The 20,792-nt window shown below is 60.4% G+C and carries 19 protein-coding genes; all 19 read left to right on the top strand.

Translation table 11 applies throughout. The annotated features are described in order from the left end of the window. Positions 1-28 precede the first annotated feature (28 nt). The 19 genes from L1P09_RS17510 (at position 29) to fliD (ending at position 20,721) form a co-directional block, all read left to right on the top strand. The gene (locus L1P09_RS17510; RefSeq protein ID WP_009684249.1) at positions 29-958 is read left to right on the top strand and encodes a chemotaxis protein CheV; all 930 of its coding nucleotides are present in this window, start codon (positions 29-31) and stop codon (positions 956-958) included. Between the two features lie 49 nt (positions 959-1,007). Continuing rightward, the gene (cheR, locus tag L1P09_RS17505; RefSeq protein WP_009684248.1) at positions 1,008-1,835 is read left to right on the top strand and encodes a protein-glutamate O-methyltransferase CheR; all 828 of its coding nucleotides are present in this window, start codon (positions 1,008-1,010) and stop codon (positions 1,833-1,835) included. A gap of 464 nt (positions 1,836-2,299) precedes the next feature. Further along, the gene (gene ltrA / locus L1P09_RS17500; RefSeq protein ID WP_222186725.1) at positions 2,300-3,721 is read left to right on the top strand and encodes a group II intron reverse transcriptase/maturase; all 1,422 of its coding nucleotides are present in this window, start codon (positions 2,300-2,302) and stop codon (positions 3,719-3,721) included. A gap of 355 nt (positions 3,722-4,076) precedes the next feature. Next, positions 4,077-4,487, top strand: a complete 411-nt coding sequence (gene flgB / locus L1P09_RS17495) for a flagellar basal body rod protein FlgB (RefSeq protein ID WP_009684247.1) — start codon at positions 4,077-4,079, stop codon at positions 4,485-4,487. Positions 4,488-4,489: 2 nt separating this feature from the next. After that, positions 4,490-4,933, top strand: coding sequence for a flagellar basal body rod protein FlgC (gene flgC / locus L1P09_RS17490; protein ID WP_025340101.1), 444 nt, complete (start codon positions 4,490-4,492; stop codon positions 4,931-4,933). Between the two features lie 12 nt (positions 4,934-4,945). Beyond that, positions 4,946-5,647: a flagellar hook assembly protein FlgD gene (gene flgD / locus L1P09_RS17485; RefSeq protein WP_009684244.1), complete on the top strand. Its 702-nt coding sequence runs from the start codon at positions 4,946-4,948 to the stop codon at positions 5,645-5,647. Positions 5,648-5,675: 28 nt separating this feature from the next. After that, positions 5,676-6,998: a flagellar hook protein FlgE gene (flgE, locus tag L1P09_RS17480; protein WP_235767940.1), complete on the top strand. Its 1,323-nt coding sequence runs from the start codon at positions 5,676-5,678 to the stop codon at positions 6,996-6,998. A gap of 132 nt (positions 6,999-7,130) precedes the next feature. Further along, complete coding sequence (locus tag L1P09_RS17475) at positions 7,131-7,313, top strand: hypothetical protein (RefSeq protein WP_054881819.1); 183 nt, start codon at positions 7,131-7,133, stop codon at positions 7,311-7,313. 160 nt (positions 7,314-7,473) lie between these two features. Next, positions 7,474-8,214, top strand: a complete 741-nt coding sequence (locus tag L1P09_RS17470; protein ID WP_009684241.1) for a flagellar basal body rod protein FlgF — start codon at positions 7,474-7,476, stop codon at positions 8,212-8,214. Between the two features lie 47 nt (positions 8,215-8,261). Further along, positions 8,262-9,047, top strand: coding sequence for a flagellar basal-body rod protein FlgG (gene flgG / locus L1P09_RS17465; RefSeq protein ID WP_235767939.1), 786 nt, complete (start codon positions 8,262-8,264; stop codon positions 9,045-9,047). Between the two features lie 45 nt (positions 9,048-9,092). After that, entirely contained in the window at positions 9,093-9,788 is a 696-nt protein-coding gene (gene flgH / locus L1P09_RS17460) for a flagellar basal body L-ring protein FlgH (RefSeq protein ID WP_029887007.1), read from the top strand. Positions 9,789-9,800: 12 nt separating this feature from the next. Continuing rightward, positions 9,801-10,910: a flagellar basal body P-ring protein FlgI gene (locus tag L1P09_RS17455; protein WP_125855129.1), complete on the top strand. Its 1,110-nt coding sequence runs from the start codon at positions 9,801-9,803 to the stop codon at positions 10,908-10,910. Between the two features lie 11 nt (positions 10,911-10,921). Then, positions 10,922-12,076, top strand: coding sequence for a flagellar assembly peptidoglycan hydrolase FlgJ (gene flgJ / locus L1P09_RS17450; protein WP_054904789.1), 1,155 nt, complete (start codon positions 10,922-10,924; stop codon positions 12,074-12,076). Between the two features lie 12 nt (positions 12,077-12,088). Further along, positions 12,089-14,131 carry a flagellar hook-associated protein FlgK gene (gene flgK, locus L1P09_RS17445; RefSeq protein WP_054904790.1) on the top strand — a complete coding sequence of 681 codons (2,043 nt, stop codon included), beginning with the start codon at positions 12,089-12,091 and terminating at the stop codon, positions 14,129-14,131. 13 nt (positions 14,132-14,144) lie between these two features. Beyond that, complete coding sequence (locus tag L1P09_RS17440) at positions 14,145-15,707, top strand: flagellar hook-associated protein 3 (protein ID WP_054904791.1); 1,563 nt, start codon at positions 14,145-14,147, stop codon at positions 15,705-15,707. Positions 15,708-16,057: 350 nt separating this feature from the next. Continuing rightward, positions 16,058-16,987 carry a ketoacyl-ACP synthase III gene (locus L1P09_RS17435; RefSeq protein ID WP_009684233.1) on the top strand — a complete coding sequence of 310 codons (930 nt, stop codon included), beginning with the start codon at positions 16,058-16,060 and terminating at the stop codon, positions 16,985-16,987. Positions 16,988-17,397: 410 nt separating this feature from the next. Further along, complete coding sequence (locus L1P09_RS17430; protein WP_009684232.1) at positions 17,398-18,822, top strand: flagellin N-terminal helical domain-containing protein; 1,425 nt, start codon at positions 17,398-17,400, stop codon at positions 18,820-18,822. A gap of 76 nt (positions 18,823-18,898) precedes the next feature. Continuing rightward, positions 18,899-19,249, top strand: coding sequence for a flagellar protein FlaG (locus L1P09_RS17425; protein WP_235767938.1), 351 nt, complete (start codon positions 18,899-18,901; stop codon positions 19,247-19,249). Positions 19,250-19,332: 83 nt separating this feature from the next. Continuing rightward, positions 19,333-20,721: a flagellar filament capping protein FliD gene (fliD, locus tag L1P09_RS17420; protein WP_235767937.1), complete on the top strand. Its 1,389-nt coding sequence runs from the start codon at positions 19,333-19,335 to the stop codon at positions 20,719-20,721. Positions 20,722-20,792: the final 71 nt, after the last annotated feature.

Here is a 20,792-nt window from a genome sequence, read left to right as displayed (position 1 = left end):
GTAAGGCTGAAATGTTAAGGAGTCTGGCATGGCGGGTGTGATGGATTCGGTCAACCAGCGCACGCAGCTGGTGGGGCAGAATCGCCTGGAGTTGCTGCTGTTCCGCCTCAATGGCGAACAGCTTTACGGCATCAACGTATTCAAGGTCAGGGAAGTGCTGCAATGCCCTGCGCTGACCCTGCTGCCCAAGGCGCACCCGGTGGTGCGCGGGGTGGCCAACATTCGTGGGGCGACCATCCCGATCCTCGACTTGTCGATGGCGACCGGGCTGCGACCGCTGCAGGAAGACACGCGCAAGAGTTTCGTGATCATCACCGAGTACAACACCAAAACCCAGGGCTTTCTGGTGCATTCGGTCGAACGCATCGTCAACATGAACTGGGAAGAGATCCACCCACCACCCAAGGGTACCGGCCGGGACCACTACCTGACCGCCGTCACCCGGGTGGATAACCGCATGGTCGAGATCATCGACGTGGAGAAAGTGCTGGCCGAGGTGGCACCTTCTTCCGAATCGGTATCGGCCGGGGTGGTCGATGCCGAGGTGCAGGACAAGGCCGTGCTGCTGCGGGTGCTGACCGTCGACGATTCGTCGGTGGCACGCAAGCAGGTCAGCCGCTGCCTGCAGACCGTCGGGGTGGAAGTGGTGGCGCTCAATGACGGCCGCCAAGCCTTGAACTACCTGCGCCAGCTGGTAGAGGAGGGCAAGAAGCCGGAAGAGGAGTTCCTGATGATGATCTCCGACATTGAAATGCCGGAAATGGACGGCTATACGCTTACCGCGGAAATTCGCAGTGACCCGCGCATGCAAAAACTGCACATCTGCCTGCATACTTCGCTTTCCGGGGTGTTCAACCAGGCGATGGTCAAGAAGGTCGGCGCTGATGACTTCCTGGCCAAGTTCAAGCCGGACGACCTGGCCCAGCGGGTGGTCGACCGGATCAAGGCAGCGCATTGAAGCAGCCGGGGCAAGCCCTGGCACCAGTGATTGAAAAGAGGCGGCAGTAGTGTCTACGGGTAATTTGGATTTCGAACAGTTCCGGGTCTTCCTGGAGAAAGCCTGTGGCATCCTGCTGGGGGAAAATAAGCAGTACCTGGTTTCCAGCCGTCTCAACAAGCTGATGGAGCAACAGGGCATCAAGAGCCTGGGTGAGCTGGTGCAGCGCATCCAGACCCAGCCGCGCGGCGGCCTGCGCGAGCAGGTGGTCGATGCCATGACCACCAACGAGACCTTGTGGTTTCGCGACACCTATCCGTTCGAAGTGCTGAAGAACAAGGTCATTCCCGAGTTCATTCGCAACAACCCTGGGCAGCGGCTGCGCATGTGGTCCGCTGCCTGCTCGTCGGGCCAGGAGCCGTATTCCATCTCGATGGCCATTGACGAGTTCGAGCGCAGCAACCTCGGCCAGCTGAAGATGGGTGCGCAAATCGTGGCTACCGACCTCTCCGGTACCATGCTGACCAACTGCAAGACCGGTGAGTACGACAGCCTGGCGATTGCCCGCGGTTTGTCCCAGGAGCGCCTGCAGCGTTATTTCGACCCCAAGGGGCCTGGGCGCTGGGCGGTCAAGCCGGCGATCCGCAGCCGCGTCGAGTTTCGTGCCTTCAACCTGCTCGACAGCTATGCCAGCCTGGGCAAGTTCGACATCGTGTTCTGCCGCAACGTGTTGATCTACTTCTCGGCGCAGGTGAAGCGCGACATCCTGCTGCGTATTCACAGCACGCTGAAGCCGGGTGGCTACTTGTTCCTCGGCGCCTCGGAGGCGTTGAACGGGTTGCCGGACCATTACCAGATGGTGCAATGCAGCCCGGGGATCATCTACCAGGCCAAGTAAGCAGAAGGCCGGCGGCGAAAGTTGCCGGCCTTTTTGTTGTGCGCCAGGCATGGCGCGTTGCGCGTAAGCGCAACCTGCTTGGCTGTGGTGGCCAAGCGGGTGACTTGGAGGTGAAAGTCCTCTACACACCCGGCAAGGGGAAGTGTTAGCCGGAGGCAAGGGTGTCGCGGGCGACTGCGAATCTGAAGGAAGCCCGAGGCAAAATGCTGGCCTGACGAACAGGAAGCGGATCAGGCGGCACAGCGGGGTTAGGCGGCAACAATCGCCAAAGCCCAATACTTGCACGGAACGCTGTGACGTAAATCCGACAGGCATAAGCAGGAAGGTCACGCGAATTACCCTGGGAGATCTGTACGTTTGCCATTGTGCTACCGCGCGTCGAAAGGCGACGGGATGAGCGTGCAGAAGTCAGCCGAAGCCGTAGTAAGTGGCGGATAACCGCGCCACCAAGGGCCGAACAGGTTATGCCGCTAGTAGGCGTCACTGTCTCGTTGGTAGCCGTAATGCAGAAATTTCCCACAGCGGAAACTGTCATCCCGAATCCCGGCCAGAAGCCGAGGGTGATGCCTGACAGTGCAAAGGTGCCGGCGGCGTCAGCGACGTGGACGAACGCGGAGCCGGACACGCTGATGGAGCGGGTGCTTGCACCGGCCAACCTCAGACGTGCGTATCAACGCGTGGTCAGCAACAAGGGAGCGCCGGGTGCCGATGGCATGACGGTCGCTGACTTGGCGGGCTACATGAAACAGTATTGGCCAACCCTCAAGGCCAGGCTACTGGCCGGTGAATACCATCCACAAGCAGTGCGAGCGGTTGAAATTCCCAAGCCGCAGGGCGGCACACGGCAACTGGGAATCCCCAGCGTCGTGGATCGCTTGATCCAGCAAGCCTTGCAGCAACAGCTCACGCTCATCTTCGACCCACTGTTCTCGGACTACAGTTATGGCTTCCGTCCGGGCAGAAGCACACATCAAGCTGTCGAGATGGCCCGTGCCCATGTGGCATCGGGACATCGGTGGTGCGTGGAAATCGATCTGGAAAAGTTCTTCGATCGAGTCAACCACGACATCCTCATGGCCTGTATCGAGTGCCGGGTCAAAGATAAGTGCGTACTTAGGCTTATCCGTCGCTACCTTGAAGCGGGAGTCATGTCAGGTGGTGTCGTTAGCCCACGGCAGGAAGGGACGCCGCAAGGCGGCCCGCTCTCGCCGCTGCTGTCGAATATCCTGCTCGATGAATTTGACCGCGAACTGGAGCGGCGGGGCCATCGCTTCGTGCGCTATGCCGATGACGCGAACATTTATGTGCGCAGTCCTCGGGCTGGCGAGCGAGTACTGGTCAGTGTCGAGCGCTTCCTGAACCAACGTTTGAAACTGACGGTGAATCAGAAGAAGAGTCGAGTCGCGAGAGCCTGGAAGTGTGACTACTTGGGCTATGGGATGAGCTGGCATCAGCAGCCAAGGCTGCGGGTGGCAACGATGAGCCTGGGTCGCCTGCGCGACCGGCTCGCAGAGCTGCTACGCGGTGCACGGGGTCGCAAGATGGCAAATACCATCGAGCGGATAAACCCTGTATTACGAGGCTGGGCGGGTTACTTCAAGCTCAGCCAGAGCAAACGGCCACTTGAGGAACTGGATGGCTGGCTCAGGCACAAACTCCGCTGTGCCATCTGGCGCCAATGGAAGCAGCCCTCTACGAGGGTGCGCAACCTGATGCGCCTGGGTCTAAGTGAAGAGCGTGCCTGCAAATCAGCCTCTAATGGTCGAGGCCCATGGTGGAACTCGGGAGCATCTCATATGAATCAGGCGCTGCCGAAGAAGCTATGGGATCGACTCGGACTGGTCTCGATACTGGATACGATCAACCGGCTTAGCCGCATAGCCTGAACCGCCGTGTACGGAACCGTACGCACGGTGGTGTGAGAGGACGGCGGGTGTGAACCCGCCTCCTACTCGATTGCCTGTACCGCCTTCAGGCTTGCATGGCCCCTGTGGGAGCGGGCATGCCCGCGAAGAGGCCGGCTCAGGAAAACCCTGACGTCAAATTTTTGTTTTGCCGCTTTTGCCAACCGGCAATTGCCGCTTTCACTGCCAAAGGCGGAAGGCCTTTGCCGCTTTTCTGGCATCACCCTGACAGCATGCCGCGCGCATACCCCATATTTCGGGGGGCAGGGGGGTTGGCACAGCCCTTGCTATAACTTGCTCAACAAAACTCCGGTCAACCTCTGAAGGTTTCCCCGATATGAGCATCAGTTTCGACAAGGCGCTTGGCATTCACGAAAAGGCCCTGGGCTTCCGCGCCCAGCGCGCCGAAGTGTTGGCCAACAACATTGCCAACGCCGACACGCCCAACTACAAGGCGCGTGACATGGACTTCTCTTCGGTGCTCGCCGCCGAAACCAGCAAGCAGCAAAGTGGCCGCTTTGCCATGGAGCGGACCAACAGCCGGCACATCGAAGCCGAAGGCCTGGCCGTCGCTGCTGACGACACGCTCAAATACCGCACGCCGCTGCAGCCTTCGATCGACCAGAACACCGTCGACGCGCAGATCGAGCAGTCGAACTACACCGAAAACGCCATTGGCTTCCAGGCCAGCTTCACCTTGCTCAACAGTAAATTCAAAGGGCTGGTTTCCGCCCTGCGGGGAGAATGACCATGTCCCTTTCCAGTGTCTTCAATATTGCCGGTAGCGGCATGAGCGCGCAGAACACGCGCCTGAACACCGTCGCTTCCAACATCGCCAACGCCGAGACAGTCTCGTCGAGCATCGACCAGACCTACCGCGCTCGCCATCCGGTGTTCGCCACGACCTTCCAGGATGCACAGGCTGGCGGCAGCCAGTCGCTGTTCGAGGACCAGGGTGAAGCCGGGCAGGGCGTGCAGGTAAAGGGCATCGTCGAAGACCAGAGCAACCTTGAAGCCCGCTACGAGCCGAACCACCCGGCGGCGAACAAGGACGGCTATGTCTACTACCCGAACGTCAACGTGGTCGAGGAGATGGCTGACATGATCTCGGCCAGCCGCGCGTTCCAGACCAACGCCGAGCTGATGAACACGGCCAAGAGCATGATGCAGAAAGTGCTGACCCTGGGGCAGTGATAGGAAGCCGACATGACCACCACCAATTCCACGACAGACGCTGGCAGCGCGTACCTCACCTCGCTGCAGAAGCAGACGTCGAAAACCGACAGCTCTACCGGTGCTGCCGGCAGTGCACTGGGCAAGGATGCGTTTCTGCAGTTGCTGGTAACCCAGATGCAGAACCAGAACCCGCTCGACCCGCAGGAAAACGGCGAGTTCGTCGCCCAGTTGGCGCAGTTCAGCAGCCTGGAAAGCATGCAGTCGCTCAATGATGCAGTGACCTACATCGCCGCTGGGCTGCAGTCTTCCCAAGCCCTGCAGGCTTCTTCCCTGGTGGGGCGCAATGTGGTCGTGCAGACCGACAAAGCCGTTGTCGACACCAGCAAGGACCTGCGAGGTTCGGTCAACCTGACCTCGTCCAGTACTTCGACTTCGGTGGGCATCTACGACAAGGACGACAAGCTGGTGCGCACCATCGACCTGGGTACCCAGAAAGCCGGCAGTATCGACTTTACCTGGGACGGCCTGGACGATGACGGTGAAGTCGCGGCTGCCGGGACCTATACCTTCAAGGCCACGGCCTCGATCGATGGCCAGGCCACCAGCATGACCACCAACCTGCCAGCGTCGGTGACCAGCGTGACCATGGGTACCAACGGATCGGAAATGATGCTCAACCTGGCCGGGCTGGGCAGTGTTGCGCTTTCCAAAATTCAAAGCATCGGCATCTAGGGCCTGAGCAAAACGACAGGAGTTACACATGTCTTTCAACATCGGCCTTAGCGGCCTCTATGCAGCGAACAAGGCCCTTAACGTTACCGGCAACAACATTGCCAACGTCGCCACCACCGGTTTCAAATCGTCGCGTGCCGAGTTCGCCGACCAGTACTCCAACTCCATTCGGGGTACCAGTGCCGGCAAGAGCGTGATCGGCACCGGCGTCAAGACCGCCGCGGTTTCCCAGCTGTTCACCCCGGGCAACATCAATGCCACCGGCCAGGCGCTGGACATGGCCATCGATGGCAACGGTTTCTTCGCCCTGAATGACAACGGTTCGAAGATCTACACCCGTGCCGGCGCGTTCTACAGCGACAAGGAAGGCTATGTGGTCAATGCCGGCGGGGCAAACCTGCAGGGCTATGCGGTCGGTGAGGACGGCAAGATCATCCAGGGTGTTCTGACCGACCTGCAAATTGACACGTCCAACCTGACGCCGAAGCCGACCAGCCTCATCACCGAGAAGATCAACCTCAACTCGGGTGCCACCGCCCCGTCGGTCACGCCGTTCGATCCGACCAACGCCAGTTCCTACAACTTCACCTTCAATACCCCGGTGTATGACAGCCAGGGCAACGAACACCAGATGAATCAGTACTTCATCAAGGACGACGTTACCAATACCTGGTCCATGCACACCACCATCGATGGGCGCAACCCGGCAAACCCGGCTTCTACCACGCCCCTGGTCAACGCCGTGCCGTTCAAGTCCGATGGCACTCTGGACAAGGACGCCATGGCTGCGGGTGACGTGGTCGGCGGCCTGAGCATTGGTGAAGACAAGATCTTCCAGCTCAACGACTGGATTCCGGCGCAGAAAAATGCCGCTGGCGAGTGGTCGGCCAATGGCGCCGTCGCCAACGCCGATGGCGTCAAGCTGGACATGCTCGGCGCCACCCAGTACAACGCCTCATCCGCTGAAATCGCCAAGACCCAGGACGGCTTCGCCACTGGTGAGCTGTCCGGGTTGAGTATCGACCAGAACGGCTACCTGTTCGCCAGCTTCACCAACGGCAAGGACAAGGTGATCGGCCAGGTGGCGATTGCCAATTTCGCCAACCTGCAAGGCCTGACGCCGATTGGCGGCACCAACTGGAAGGAATCCTACGCCTCGGGCGTGCCGGTGATCGGCGCCCCTGATACCGGTACTTTGGGTCAGATTGCGGGTGGCGCGTTGGAAGATTCCAACGTCGACCTGACCGGCGAGCTGGTCAACCTGATCAAGGCGCAGAGCAACTACCAGGCCAACGCCAAGACCATTTCCACCGAAAGCACCATCATGCAGACCATCATCCAGATGACTTGATGATGCCTGGGGCTGCACAGCAGCCCTGCGCGACACGAGGCTGCGCCTACAGGTGATCGCGATCCCCTATAGGCGCAGCCTTTTATCGCGATGGGCCGCAAGGCGATCCCACATTCTGGAAGGTTGACGCTCATGACAAGGCTAATGCTGATAGCCCTGCTGGCCATGGCTTTGCCGCTTTCGGCCGCTCCCGCCCCGTTCTACTTATGGCAAAGCCTGGTCACCGGCCGCTACCTGTGTGTGCCCCACAACCCGGGCAAGGGCTGGGTACGCCATGCCGGCCCCTACAACAACGCAGCTTGCCGCAGCCATTGAGCCTACCTTGCCGCAGGCGGCAATTATCCGCCGACAAACTGACGGTTACTGCCCCGTGGCACGCTGCAAGCCCCGTAAACCGGCTGTTTCAGACTTGGTTCGATTATTGCTTTGAACCTGCCCAGTGACAGCGCGGCAGCGACGCGCAGAAGGAGATACTGTGGACAAGTTGCTTTATGTGGCCATGACCGGTGCCAGCCAGAACGCGCTGGCGCAGAAGGCCCACGCCAACAACCTGGCGAACGTTTCCACCAATGGTTTTCAGCGCGACCTGGAACAGGCCCGCTCGATGCCGGTGTTCGGTGACAGCTTCCCGGCGCGCGCATTCGCCATGACCGAACGGCCTGCGACCGATTTCACCCAGGGGCCCCTGGTGGAAACCGGCCGTGACCTGGACGTGGCGGTGACCGGCAACGGTTTCATCGCGGTACAGGCCCCCGACGGCAGCGAAGCCTATGTACGCACCGGTAGCTTGAACATTGATGCCCTTGGCGTGCTGCGCGCCGGCAATGGCATGCCGGTGATCGGCAACGGTGGCCCGATCGCCGTACCGCCCGAGCAGAAGGTGGAGGTCGGCGCTGATGGCACCCTCAGTATCCGCTCCATGGGCGAAGACCCGCGGGTGATTGCCGAGGTTGACCGCATCAAGCTGGTCAACCCCGACATCAAGGGCCTGAAGAAGGGCCTGGACGGCTTGATCCACACCACGTCCGGCCAGCCGGCCGATGCCGACGTTAATGTACGGGTCGTGTCGGGCTTTCTGGAAGGCAGCAACGTCAACGCGGTCGAGGAAATGACCTCGGTGCTGGCGTTGTCACGCCAGTTCGAACTGCACGTCAAGATGATGAACACGGCCAAGGAAGGCGACGAAGCCATGGCTCGGGTTTTGCAAATCGGCTAATCACTTTTGAACGCGTGCCGTAAAACAGGCGCACGAGGAGAAATTACATGCTTCCGGCTCTTTGGGTCGCTAAAACCGGCCTGTCCGCACAGGACACCAACCTGACGGTCATTTCCAACAACCTGGCCAACGTCTCGACCACCGGCTTCAAGCGTGATCGTGCCGAATTCGCCGACCTGCTCTACCAGGTGAAACGCCAGCCTGGCGCCCAGTCTACCCAGGACAGCGAGCTACCCTCGGGCCTGCAGGTAGGTACAGGTGTGCGCATTGTCGGCACCCAGAAAAGCTTCGTCGCCGGCAGCCTGCAAACTACCGAAAACCCGCTGGACATGGCGGTCAACGGGCGTGGCTTCTTCCAGATCCTGCAGCCGGATGGCACCGTTTCCTATACCCGTGACGGTACCTTCCACCTCAATTCCGACGGCCAGATCGTTACCGCCAACGGCTATGCCCTGGAACCCGCGATTGTCGTGCCCAACGATGCTCAGACCTTCACCGTGGGCACCGACGGCACTGTCTCGATCACCACGGCCGGCAACCCGGCTGCGCAGGTGATCGGCAACATCCAGACCGCCGACTTCATCAACCCGGCCGGCCTGCAAGCAATTGGCGGCAACCTGTTCCTGGAAACCGCCGCCAGTGGCGCGCCGCAAGTCGGCACCCCGGGGCTGAACGGTTTCGGCACAACCCAGCAGCAGACCTTGGAAAACTCCAACGTCAGCACCGTGGAAGAGCTGGTGAACATGATCACCACCCAGCGCGCCTACGAGATGAACTCCAAGGTCATCTCCACCGCCGACCAGATGCTGTCGTTCGTTACCCAGCAGCTCTAAGCCGCCTTGTACTTTCGTTACACCCGTGCCCGTGAGGTAAGCGTCATGAATCGTCTGTTGTCCGTTTTCGCCCTGGGGGGGGCGGTGTTGCTGGCAGGTTGCGTCGCCCCGACGCCCAAGCCCAACGACCCGTACTATGCGCCGGTGTTGCCGCGCACCCCATTGCCGGCAGCGGCCAACAACGGTTCGATCTACCAGGCCGGTTTCGAGCAGAACCTTTACAGCGACCGCAAGGCGTTCCGGGTGGGTGACATCATCACCATTACCCTCAACGAGAAAACCTCGGCCAGCAAGAACGCCGGGTCGCAGATTGCCAAGAACAGCAAGACCAATATCGGCCTGACGTCGCTGTTCGGTGGCACACCGAACACCAACAACCCGTTTGGCGGCGGCGACCTGTCGCTGGAGGCGGGCTACAGCGGTGACCGCGCCACCAAGGGCGATAGCAAGGCGACCCAGGGCAACACCCTGACCGGCTCGATCACCGTAACGGTGGCCGAAGTACTGCCCAACGGCATCATCGCGGTGCGCGGTGAAAAGTGGCTGACCCTGAACACCGGCGAAGAGTTGGTGCGCATTGCCGGCATGGTCCGTGCCGATGACATCGCCACCGATAACACCGTACCGTCCACCCGTGTGGCCGACGCGCGCATTACCTATTCCGGTACCGGCTCGTTCGCCGATGCCAGCCAGCCTGGTTGGCTGGACCGCTTCTTCCTCAGCCCGCTTTGGCCTTTCTGAGTACGGATGACCATGTTCAACGTGAGGCAGCTGATTGCCGCAACCCTGCTCCTGTCCTGTGCCTGTGTGGCCCAGGCCGAGCGCCTGAAGGACATCGCCAGTATTTCTGGCGTGCGCTCCAACCAGTTGATTGGCTATGGCCTGGTGGTTGGCCTGAACGGTACGGGTGACCAGACCACCCAGACCCCGTTTACCTTGCAAACCTTCAACAACATGCTGTCGCAGTTCGGCATCAAGGTGCCGCCAGGCTCCGGTAACGTGCAGTTGAAAAACGTCGCTGCCGTGTCGGTGCATGCCGACTTGCCGCCGTTCGCCAAGCCGGGCCAGGTGGTCGACATAACCGTATCCTCGATCGGTAACTCGAAGAGCCTGCGCGGCGGCAGCCTGCTGATGACCCCGCTCAAGGGTATTGACGGTAACGTCTACGCCATCGCCCAAGGCAACCTGGTGGTCGGCGGCTTCGACGCCGAGGGCCGCGACGGCTCGAAGATCACCGTCAACGTTCCGTCGGCGGGTAGGATTCCAGGTGGTGCCAGCGTGGAGCGGGCCGTGCCAAGCGGCTTCAACCAGGGCAATACCCTGACCTTGAATCTGAACCGCCCCGATTTCACTACCGCCAAACGTATCGTCGACAAGGTCAATGACCTGCTGGGGCCAGGTGTGGCCCAGGCGGTGGACGGTGGCTCGGTGCGGGTCAGTGCGCCAATGGACCCAAGCCAGCGCGTGGACTACCTGTCGATTCTGGAAAACCTGGAAATCGATCCCGGCCAGGCGGTGGCCAAAGTCATCATCAATTCGCGTACCGGTACCATCGTCATTGGCCAGAACGTGAAGGTTTCGCCAGCGGCGGTGACCCACGGCAGCCTGACCGTGACCATTACCGAAGACCCGATCGTCAGCCAGCCGGGCCCGCTCTCCAACGGCCAGACTGCCGTGGTGCCACGCTCGCGGGTCAATGCGGAGCAGGAGGCCAAGCCGATGTTCAAGTTCGGCCCAGGCACCACGCTGGATGAAATCGTCCGCGCGGTGAACCAGGTGGGCGCAGCGCCCGGTGACCTCATGGCCATTCTCGAAGCCCTGAAACAGGCCGGCGCCCTGCAAGCCGACCTGATCGTGATCTGAGGCCGCCGCCAATGAACAGCAAAAGCCTGGTTTCCGGTAGTGCCGACAGCGGCGCCTACACCGACCTCAACCGCCTCAACGCGCTCAAGCAGGGTGACCGCGACAGCGAAGCCAATGTGCGCAAGGTGGCCCAGGAGTTCGAGTCGCTGTTCATCAGCGAAATGCTCAAGGCCTCGCGCAAGGCCAGCGACGTGCTGGCTGACGACAACCCGATGAACACCGAAACGGTCAAGCAGTACCGAGACATGTACGACCAGCAGCTGGCGGTGAGCATGTCCCGCGAGGGGGGCGGTATCGGCTTGCAGGACGTGCTGGTGCGGCAGTTGACCAAGGGCCGCAGCGCTTCGATCAACACCAGCCCGTTCCCGCGGGTGGATAACGCAGGCCCGGCCTTGTGGGGCAACAAGGTGGCAGAGCCGGCACATGCCACGGCTCCGGCCAGCACCCGCAACGACGTGGCTGCGCTCAATTCGCGGCGCCTGGCCCTGCCCAGCAAGCTCACCGACCGCCTGCTGGCCGGTATCGTGCCCTCGGCGGCTACGGCCAACGCTGCTGCCGTGCCGGCGCGTGAAGGCCAGCAAGTGGCCAAGGCTTTCGCCGTGCCGGACTCGGGGCTGCGCATTGTCGGTCGCGCCGTGGCCCAGCCGCCACTGGCACCGAAAAAAGCCTTTGCCGACAGCGACGAATTCGTTGCCACCATGCTGCCGATGGCTGAGCAGGCGGCCAAGCGCATCGGCATCGACCCGCGCTACCTGGTGGCCCAGGCTGCACTGGAAACCGGTTGGGGCAAATCGGTCATGCGCAATAGCGACGGCAGCAGCAGCCACAACCTGTTTGGCATCAAGGCCACCGGCAACTGGCAGGGCGAGCAGGCGCGCGCGATCACCAGCGAGTTCCGCGATGGCCAGTTCGTCAAGGAAACCGCAGCGTTTCGCAGCTACGACTCGTACCAGGACAGTTTCCACGACCTGGTGACCTTGTTGCAGAGTAATCCCCGCTATCAAGGTGCACTGGATTCGGCCGATAACCCAGAGCAGTTTGCAAGAGAGCTGCAAAAGGCAGGTTATGCGACCGACCCGGGCTATGCGCGCAAGATCATCAGCATCGCCCAGCAAATGCAGTCAACCCCGCAATACGCCATGGCTGGCAGAACCACGAACTTATAAAAGGACTAAAGCATGTCGAGCCTGATTTCGATTGGCCTGAGTGGCCTGAATGCCAGCCAGGCGGCATTGTCGGTAACCAGTAACAACATCGCCAACGCCGCGACCAGTGGCTATTCGCGCCAGCAGACGCTGCAGGCTGCGGGGCCCTCGCACAACATCGGCGCGGGGTTCCTGGGGACCGGCACCACGCTGGCCGATGTGCGCCGCATCTACAGCTCCTACCTGGACAACCAACTGCAGACGGCCACCTCGCTGCAGGCAGACTCGGCCACCTTTCAGGACCAGATCACCAGTGTCGACAAACTGTTGGCCGACCGTGACACGGGTATCAGCTCGGTGCTTACGGCATTTTTCGCGGCCATGCAGACGGCCGCAGCCAAGCCGGGTGATGTCGCCTCGCGGCAGCTGTTGCTGACTCAGGCGCAAACCCTGAGCAACCGGTTCAACGCGGTGAGCACCCAGTTGTCCCAGCAGAACGCCACGATCAACTCCCAGCTCGATACCATGGCCGGGCAGGTGAACAAGCTCACCGCCAGCATTGCCGAGTACAACAAGCAGATCACGGCGGCCAGTGCCTCTGGCAACACCCCCAACAGCCTGCTGGATGCGCGCGGTGAAGCGGTACGCCAGCTCAATGAGCTGGTGGGGGTGACGGTGCAGGAGCGCGACGGCAACTACGACGTGTACCTGGGCAGTGGCCAGTCGCTGGTTACCGGCACCAAGGCCAATACCTTGTCGGTGGAGCCGGGGGTGGCCGACAAGAGCCAGGTTGGCCTGCGTATCAACTATGACTCGTTCAGCTCGGACGTGACCTCGGTGATTTCTGGTGGCGCCATCGGCGGTTTGCTGCGCTATCGCCAGGATGTGCTCACGCCGTCGATGAACGAGCTCGGCCGTGTTGCCCTGGTGGTCGCCGACAGCATCAACAGCCAGTTGGGGCAGGGCCTGGATGCCAATGGCCAGTTCGGCAGCTCGCTGTTCTCCAGCATCAACAGTGCCACCGCCATTGCCCAGCGCAGCCTCGCGTCGTCGAACAACAGTGCCGGCTCCGGCAACCTGGACGTCACCATCGCCGACAGCGGGGCACTGACCACCTACGACTACGAAGTGAAGTTCACCAGCGCCAACCAGTACAGCGTGCGCCGCTCCGACGGTACCGACATGGGCAGCTTTGACCTCAATGCCGACCCGGCGCCGGTGATCGACGGGTTCAGCCTGGCGTTGAAAGGCGGTGGCCTGGCGGCCGGCGACAGCTTCAAGGTCATCCCGACCCGTGCCGCTGCCGGTAGCATCACCACCACCATGACCGACGCCAACAAGCTGGCTTTCGCCGGGCCGATCAGTGCCAACGCGGGCAGTGGCAACAGCGGCACCGGCACCATCACCCAGCCGACGCTGGGTGAAGCGCTGGACATTTATGGCGGTGCCGACACCGCGTTGATCCAGCAGTCGATTCGCGACTCGATGCCGGTGCGCGTGGTGTTCGACGCCGCCAGTGGCGGTTCGCAGGGCTACAAGCTGTTCGATGCCAAGGGCACCCAGATCGGCACGGGCAGTGTGGTGCCAGGGCAGGACAACAAGCTGTCCATCGCGGTGCCAATGCTGGATGGTTCGGGCAACCCGATTCTGGATGGCAGCGGCAACCCGCGTACCTTCAGTGTCGAGACCACCATCGGCGGCAGCCCTGCCGCCAACGATAGCTTTACCCTGTCGTTCAATGCCGACGGCAAGGCGGATAACCGCAATGCCACGGCGCTCCTGGAGCTGCAGACCAAGTCGACGGTCAATACCGGCTCGGGTGGCGGTACCAGCTTCACGTCTGCCTACGCCTCGCTGGTCGAGCGCGTGGGGGCCAAGGCCAACCAGGCGTCCATCGACACCACCGCCACCGAAGCGGTGCTCAAGTCCGCCAGCGAAAGCCGCAGCGCGGTGTCCGGGGTCAACCTGGATGACGAAGCGGCCAGCCTGGTCAAGTTCCAGCATTACTACACGGCGTCTTCGCAGATCATCAAGGCGGCGCAAGAAACCTTCAGCACCCTGATCAACGCTTTGTAAGGAGTAGACTATCGTGCGTATTTCCACTGCTCAGTTCTATGAGGCCAGCGCCAGTAGCTACTCCAAGAACTTCTCCAGCATGAACAAGACCAACGACCAGGTGACTTCGGGTATCCGCATCCAGACAGCGGCTGATGACCCGGTCGGTGCTGCGCGCCTGTTGCTGCTGCAACAGCAGCAGTCGTTGCTGGACCAGTACAGCGGCAACATCAATACGGTCAGCAATGCGCTGCTGCAGGAAGAGAGCGTGCTCTCCACCATCAACGATGCGATGCAGCGCGCCAGCGAGTTGGCGATCCGCGCCGGTGGCGCCGGCGTCACCGACTCCGATCGCGTGGCCATCAGTACCGAGTTGAAGGAGATCGAGGCCAACATCTTCGGCCTGCTCAACTCGCGCGACGCCAATGGCGACTACATGTTCGGCGGCTCGAAAAGCACCACGCCGCCTTACGTCCGTAATTCCGATGGTACCTACAGCTACCACGGTGACCAGACCCAGCTGAGCCTGCAGGTCTCCGATACCCTGAACCTGGCCACCAACGACACCGGTTTCAGCATCTTCGACTCGGCCAGCAACAAAAGTCGCACCCAGTCGAGCTTGCTGGTGCCCGCCACCGACGACCACGTGGTCGGCGTATCGTCGGGGCTGTTGACATCGAGCACCACCTACAACAACAGCTTCACGGCGGGCCAGCCCTACAAGCTGACCTTCACCAGCGCGACCCAGTACACCATCACCGACGCCAGCGGCAGGGACATCACCTCCGAAACTGCCACCAACGGGACCTTCGACAGCAACACCGAGGGTGCCAACAAGATTGCCCTACGTGGCGTTGAGTTCGAAATAACCGTCACCCTGGAAGAGGGCGCCGATGCCGATGCGGCCGTGGCGGGGCGTGAATTCTCGCTGCAAGCGCGTCCGGACTCGTTCAATGCCACCCGCAACGGCAGCAACAGCTCCAGCGCACAGATCACCGGCAGCAGCGTTACCGATGAAGCCGCCTACCGCAGTACCTTCCCCAGCAATGGTGCGGTGATCAAGTTCACCGGCCCCGGCGCCTATGAGCTGTACGCCCAGCCCTTGACCGCCGACAGCAAGGCGATTGCCAGCGGCACCTTCACGGCGCCCGCGCTGACGGTGGCCGGGGTGACCTACGAAATGTCCGGCTCGCCGGAGGCCGGTGACCAGTTCGCGATCACCGCCAATACCCACCAGAACCAGAACGTGCTGGAAACCATCAGCCAGTTGCGTGCTGCCCTGGATACCCCGGTCACCGGCACGGGCGAAGCCAACGCACTGAAAGACGCGGCTGCCTCGGCCATCGCCAACCTGGCCAGTGCCCGCGAGCAGGTCGATATTACCCGTGGCTCGATTGGTGCCCGTGGTAACTCGCTGGAGATCCAGCGGCAGGAGAACACCAGCCTGGGCCTGGCCAACAAGACGACCCAGAACGCCATCGGCAACACCGACATGTCGCAGGCTGCCATTACCCTGACCTTGCAGCAGGCCATGCTGGAGGCCTCGCAGCTGGCCTTCTCGCGCATCTCGCAGTTGAGCCTGTTCAACAAACTCTAAGGTGGCTTTTCGAGCGCTGGGGCCGCTTTGCGGCCCTTCGCGGGCTTGCCCGCTCCCACAGGGCATTCGCAGGCCTTCAAGCACACGCAAAACCTGTGGGAGCGGGCAAGCCCGCGAAGGGGCGCAAAGCGGCCCCAGCTTTTATGCCCGCGAAAACCCAGTCCCGCACCCTCTGCAAGGCTTTCGTAGCATTTCAATGTGACCAATGAGTCAAAACGGTCATCTTCCCTGTATTCTATGCAGCAGCTGTTGCAGCATTTTGTTACCGGCGCGCAGGCGAGCGCTGCCGGTATTTGGCGCCCTCAATTCATCGAGTGGTGGTCTTTGGCTGTTTTCATTGGGAAGCCAGAATGATTGGCATCAAAAGCATCGCGAGTTACGTGCCTACCGCTGGCCTGGACAACTATGTCCAGGGTGCGAAGTTCGGCAAGGACGAAGAGTTCATGTTCGGCAAGATCGGCGCCTCTTTCCTGCCGCGCAAGGCCGCAGAACAGGAAACCTCCGACCTGTGCGTAGAAGCCGCCCAGGCCCTGTTCGCCAGCAACCCTGACCTGGATCCGCAGTCGATCGATGCGTTGATCGTGGTCACCCAGAACGGTGACGAAGAAGGCCTGCCGCACACCGCTGCCATCGTTCAGAGCAAGCTGGGCCTGTCTACCCGGGTAGCGGCGTTCGATGTGTCGCTGGGCTGCTCGGGCTATGTGTATGGCTTGTATGCGATCAAGGGCTTCATGGAAGCGGCAGGGCTGAAAAATGGCTTGCTGATCACTGCCGACCCGTACTCGAAGATCGTCGACCCGGAAGACCGTAACACCACCATGCTGTTTGGCGACGCCGCCACGGCTACCTGGATGGGTGAAGGCGCGGTCTGGAAGTTGGGCCAGGCGCGTTTCGGCACCGACGGGTCCGGCGCTGAACACCTCAAGGTCAGCGATGGCAAGTTCTTCATGAACGGCCGCCAGGTATTCAACTTCGCCTTGATCAAGGTGCCGGCGCACCTGCATGAGTTGCTGGACGCCAGCGGCCTGCAGTCATCGGATATCGACGCCTTCTGCATCCACCAGGGCAGCGCGGCGATTGTCGACGCGGTCGCGCGCCGTTTCGAAGAGCAGCACCCCGAGAAGTTCGTCAAGGACATGCTCGAAACCGGCAACACTGTGTCGTCCAGCGTGCCACTGCTGCTGCAGAAGCACATGCTCGACGGCAGCTGGAAGCGCGTGGCCATCAGCGGCTTTGGCGTGGGCCTGTCGTGGGGCTCGGCCATCCTCTATCGCGACTGACCCTAGGTCACTTCAAAAAAGCGCCCGGCGGCCACCGCCCGGCGCTTTTTTTTGTGGCTGGAACACCAAGGCATGAACCTCACTGGCTCCCTGTGGGAGCGGGCATGCCCGCGAAGCGATCAACGCGGTGGATGGCACCGGCATTGCCGGTGTTCGCGGGCGCGCCTGCTCCCACAGGGGAGGGTGGGGGCTGGCAATGCCATCAAGCCTGTTCAGCAGCGGAATTTGACGCCAATAAACCGCCCTTAACCCCTTGATTTCTCAGGGCTGGCCTCCTGCCAGCATTTTTTTTTCGAAAAAACCCTCAAGCAACCCGCGCACCCGACGATAACTATTACGAAGGTTCTCTAGGCCAATCCGGCGGTTGCCAAGGCCGGAAGCCGCAGTACCCATCCAACGAGGATTTCGTCATGCCGTTAACCGTTAATACCAACATTGCGTCGATCACTACCCAGGGCAACCTGACCAAGGCGAGCAACGCCCAGACCACTTCGATGCAGCGTCTGTCCTCGGGTCTGCGCATCAACAGCGCTAAAGACGACGCTGCCGGCCTGCAGATCAGCAACCGTCTGACCAGCCAGATCAACGGCCTGGGCCAGGCTGTGAAAAACGCCAACGACGGTATCTCGATTGCCCAGACCGCTGAAGGCGCGATGCAGGCTTCGACCGACATCCTGCAGAAAATGCGTACACTGGCACTGTCCTCGGCTACTGGCTCCCTGAGCGCCGACGACCGTAAGTCGAACAACGACGAATACCAAGCTCTGACTGCAGAACTGACCCGTATCTCGCAGACCACCACCTTCGGCGGTCAAAAGCTGCTGGACGGTTCTTATGGCACCAAGGCCATTCAGGTTGGTGCAAATGCAAACGAAACGATCAACCTGTCGCTGGAGAACGTAGCGGCAAATCAGATCGGTTCCCAGCAGGTGAAGAGTATTACAGCCTCTCCGAAAGCAACCGGTCTGACTGGCGGTGATCTCACTGTAACTGGTAATGGTCAGAGTGAGGACTTCAAGGTTAAAGCTGGCGCCTCTGCAAAAGAAATCGCCAAAGGTCTTAATGGTATCATTGGTGGTCTTACCGCCACTGCTAGTACTGAAGTTAGCTTCACTGTAGATGCAGCTGCTTCAACCACGCCAGCGGATTTCACGATTACTGTGGGTGACCAAGACGTCACACTGCTGGGCGTGAGGGACACGGCTTCGCTTGCTGATCAGCTGAAGTCCAACTCCGCGAAATTGGGCATTAGCGTTAACTATGATGAAAGCAATGGCTCACTTTCCATCAAGTCTGACACCGGTGAAAACGTTGCTTTCTCTGACACCAACGCTGGTGCCGTTGCTGCAATTAAAGTTGCAAGCAAAGGTGGTGATGGCCTCTATAGCACCGCTGTTGCGATTGCTGACACAATGATCGCTACTGGTGCAGTATCTCTGGATTCTGCGAAAGGCTATTCTTTGACCAGTGCTGGTACAGCAGTTACTGAGCTGTTTGGCGCGAAAGGCACTTCTGAAAAAACAACTATTGCCCAAACTGATGTAACCGACGCAACCAAGGCACAAAACGCCTTGGCCGTCATCGACAAGGCCATCGGCTCCATCGACAGCGTCCGTTCGGGCCTGGGTGCTACCCAGAACCGTCTGCAAACCACCGTCGACAACCTGCAGAACATCCAGAAGAACTCCACCGCTGCCCGTTCCACCGTGCAGGACGTGGACTTCGCTTCGGAAACTGCCGAGCTGACCAAGCAGCAGACCCTGCAGCAGGCTTCGACTGCGATCCTGTCGCAGGCCAACCAGCTGCCATCCTCGGTCCTGAAACTGCTCCAGTAATTCAGGCGCCTGAGTAAAGGGTGAAAGGGCGCGTTTACGTGCCCTTTTGCCTTTTTTGACATGAGGAGTTCGAAACATGGACATGAGTGTCAAGCTGAGCCAAGTGTATCCGTCCGTGTTACCCCAGGCGCCAGTAGCTGATCGGGACTCAGCGGCACCTGCCAAAGTGCAGGAAGTTGCTGCCCCCGAGAAACAGCCGCACTCGCGCGAAGACCTGGAAAAGGCAGTTGGCGAAATTCGTGATTTCGTCCAGTCGAGCCAGCGTCAGCTGGACTTTTCCATTGATGATTCCACGGGTCGGGTTGTAGTCAAGGTGATTGCTACCCAGTCCGGCGAGGTGATCCGGCAGCTTCCGTCGGAACTTGCGCTTAAGTTGGCGCAAAGCCTCAGTGAAGCCAGTAGCTTGCTGTTCGATGATCAGGCGTAGGCTGGCATGATTTTTGTTGTTGTCGATAATTTGATGGATATTTCCGCCAAGGATCCGGCAGCTACTGAACAAGGAGAGCAATGATGGCAGGTACAACAGTCAGTGGTATTGGCTCGGGCATTGACACCCAGGCGATCGTCGAGTCCCTGGTGGCCGCGCAAAAGGCGCCAAAACAGGCCCAGATCAATACCCAAACACTGAAGGCAACCACCACGTTGTCCTCTATTGGCAAGATTCAGGCCGCTCTGGATGCCTTCCGTGGCGCATTAACCACAATGACCGACAGTAACAGCTTCGGTGGACTCAGCCTGAAGTCTTCGGATGAGAAGGTCGCGACCGTGACCATGGGCACCGGGGCCGCAAATGGCTCGTTCAAGCTGATCGTCGACAAGCTGGCGACTGCGTCGAAAGTCTCGACCAAGGTCTATGCGAATGGCGCCGGCTCGGTAGTCAATAGCGGCACCACGTCGACTACCTTGACCATGAGTCAGGGCGGTAAGGACTTTGATCTGAGCGTTCCCCCTGGTGCAACGTTGCAGCAGGTGCGCGATAGCATCAATAGTCAGTTTGGTACGGCAGGTCTGAGTGCCAACGTACTGACTGATGCCAATGGCTCTCGTTTGATTGTCACCTCGACCACGATGGGGGAAGGCTCCGATATTACGCTTTCGGGCAACTCGGGCATCGATACTGGCTATTCCGTAGTCGATGAGCCGACGGACGCCGAGTACACCCTCGATGGCATCGCAATGAAGTCCAAGACCAACGATATCAATGATGCCGTCACTGGGCTCAATATCAAGTTGGTGGGTATTTCGCCGACGAGCGCCACCAGTGGAGAAAAGACAGCGACCATTTTATCGCTGACTACCAGTTCCACCACCTTGAAGTCGGGCCTCAAGGGTTTCATCGATACCTACAATGCCTTGCTTACGGTTCTGAACGCTGAAACAAAGGTCACCAAGAATGCCGATGGCACCATGACGGCCGCTGCGCTGACCGGTGATGCGACCATGCGCACCTTGATGACTTCCATCCGTGAAGAACTCAATGCGGTATCGGGCAACGGTACGCTGAAATCGCTGGCCGCCTTTGGCGTCACCTCGGCCCAGGATGGCGGTGCGCTGAGCCTGGACGACAAGAAGTGGGACAAGGCCGCTACCAGCAATGCGGCGGACCTGACCAGCATCTTCAATGGCAAGGACGGCCTGTTGGCACGCCTGCAAAAGGTCACCGAGCCTTTCGCCAAGGCCAGCACCGGCACCCTCGCCGAGCGCTCCAAGGTCCTGAGCGAGAGCCTGACCAAGCTCAAGTCCGAGCAGGACACCCTGGACGCCCGCATGGAAGCCCTGCAAAAAAGCCTGCAGGACAAGTACAACAACATGGATACCTTGGTCACGCAGTTGCGTCAGCAGCAGAACTCGGTACTCAGCACGCTCAACGCGCTGAACAAGTCGAACAGCGACGATTGATCCGTGAGCTTTACATGAAGCCTGGCCACAGTGCCTGGCTTCATGTCATCGGCCGGTAAAGTTTTTCTCGA

This window comes from Pseudomonas juntendi, assembly GCF_021560075.1.
In the GTDB taxonomy this organism is placed as follows: Bacteria; Pseudomonadota; Gammaproteobacteria; order Pseudomonadales; family Pseudomonadaceae; genus Aquipseudomonas; species Aquipseudomonas juntendi.
Note: the sequence above shows the minus strand (reverse complement) of the source record. Positions and strands in the feature narration are given on the sequence as shown.

Excerpts from the sequence above, each read along its gene's own strand:
- fliD (WP_235767937.1), top strand. The coding sequence starts at position 19,333 with ATGGCAGGTACAACAGTCAGTGGTATTGGCTCGGGCATTGACACCCAG.
- L1P09_RS17475 (WP_054881819.1), top strand. The coding sequence starts at position 7,131 with ATGACAAGGCTAATGCTGATAGCCCTGCTGGCCATGGCTTTGCCGCTT.
- L1P09_RS17425 (WP_235767938.1), top strand. The coding sequence starts at position 18,899 with ATGGACATGAGTGTCAAGCTGAGCCAAGTGTATCCGTCCGTGTTACCC.
- flgG (WP_235767939.1), top strand. The coding sequence starts at position 8,262 with ATGCTTCCGGCTCTTTGGGTCGCTAAAACCGGCCTGTCCGCACAGGAC.
- flgE (WP_235767940.1), top strand. The coding sequence starts at position 5,676 with ATGTCTTTCAACATCGGCCTTAGCGGCCTCTATGCAGCGAACAAGGCC.
- L1P09_RS17435 (WP_009684233.1), top strand. The coding sequence starts at position 16,058 with ATGATTGGCATCAAAAGCATCGCGAGTTACGTGCCTACCGCTGGCCTG.
- flgB (WP_009684247.1), top strand. The coding sequence starts at position 4,077 with ATGAGCATCAGTTTCGACAAGGCGCTTGGCATTCACGAAAAGGCCCTG.
- flgK (WP_054904790.1), top strand. The coding sequence starts at position 12,089 with ATGTCGAGCCTGATTTCGATTGGCCTGAGTGGCCTGAATGCCAGCCAG.
- flgH (WP_029887007.1), top strand. The coding sequence starts at position 9,093 with ATGAATCGTCTGTTGTCCGTTTTCGCCCTGGGGGGGGCGGTGTTGCTG.
- flgC (WP_025340101.1), top strand. The coding sequence starts at position 4,490 with ATGTCCCTTTCCAGTGTCTTCAATATTGCCGGTAGCGGCATGAGCGCG.
- L1P09_RS17430 (WP_009684232.1), top strand. The coding sequence starts at position 17,398 with ATGCCGTTAACCGTTAATACCAACATTGCGTCGATCACTACCCAGGGC.
- flgD (WP_009684244.1), top strand. The coding sequence starts at position 4,946 with ATGACCACCACCAATTCCACGACAGACGCTGGCAGCGCGTACCTCACC.
- flgJ (WP_054904789.1), top strand. The coding sequence starts at position 10,922 with ATGAACAGCAAAAGCCTGGTTTCCGGTAGTGCCGACAGCGGCGCCTAC.
- ltrA (WP_222186725.1), top strand. The coding sequence starts at position 2,300 with ATGCCGCTAGTAGGCGTCACTGTCTCGTTGGTAGCCGTAATGCAGAAA.
- L1P09_RS17455 (WP_125855129.1), top strand. The coding sequence starts at position 9,801 with ATGTTCAACGTGAGGCAGCTGATTGCCGCAACCCTGCTCCTGTCCTGT.
- L1P09_RS17510 (WP_009684249.1), top strand. The coding sequence starts at position 29 with ATGGCGGGTGTGATGGATTCGGTCAACCAGCGCACGCAGCTGGTGGGG.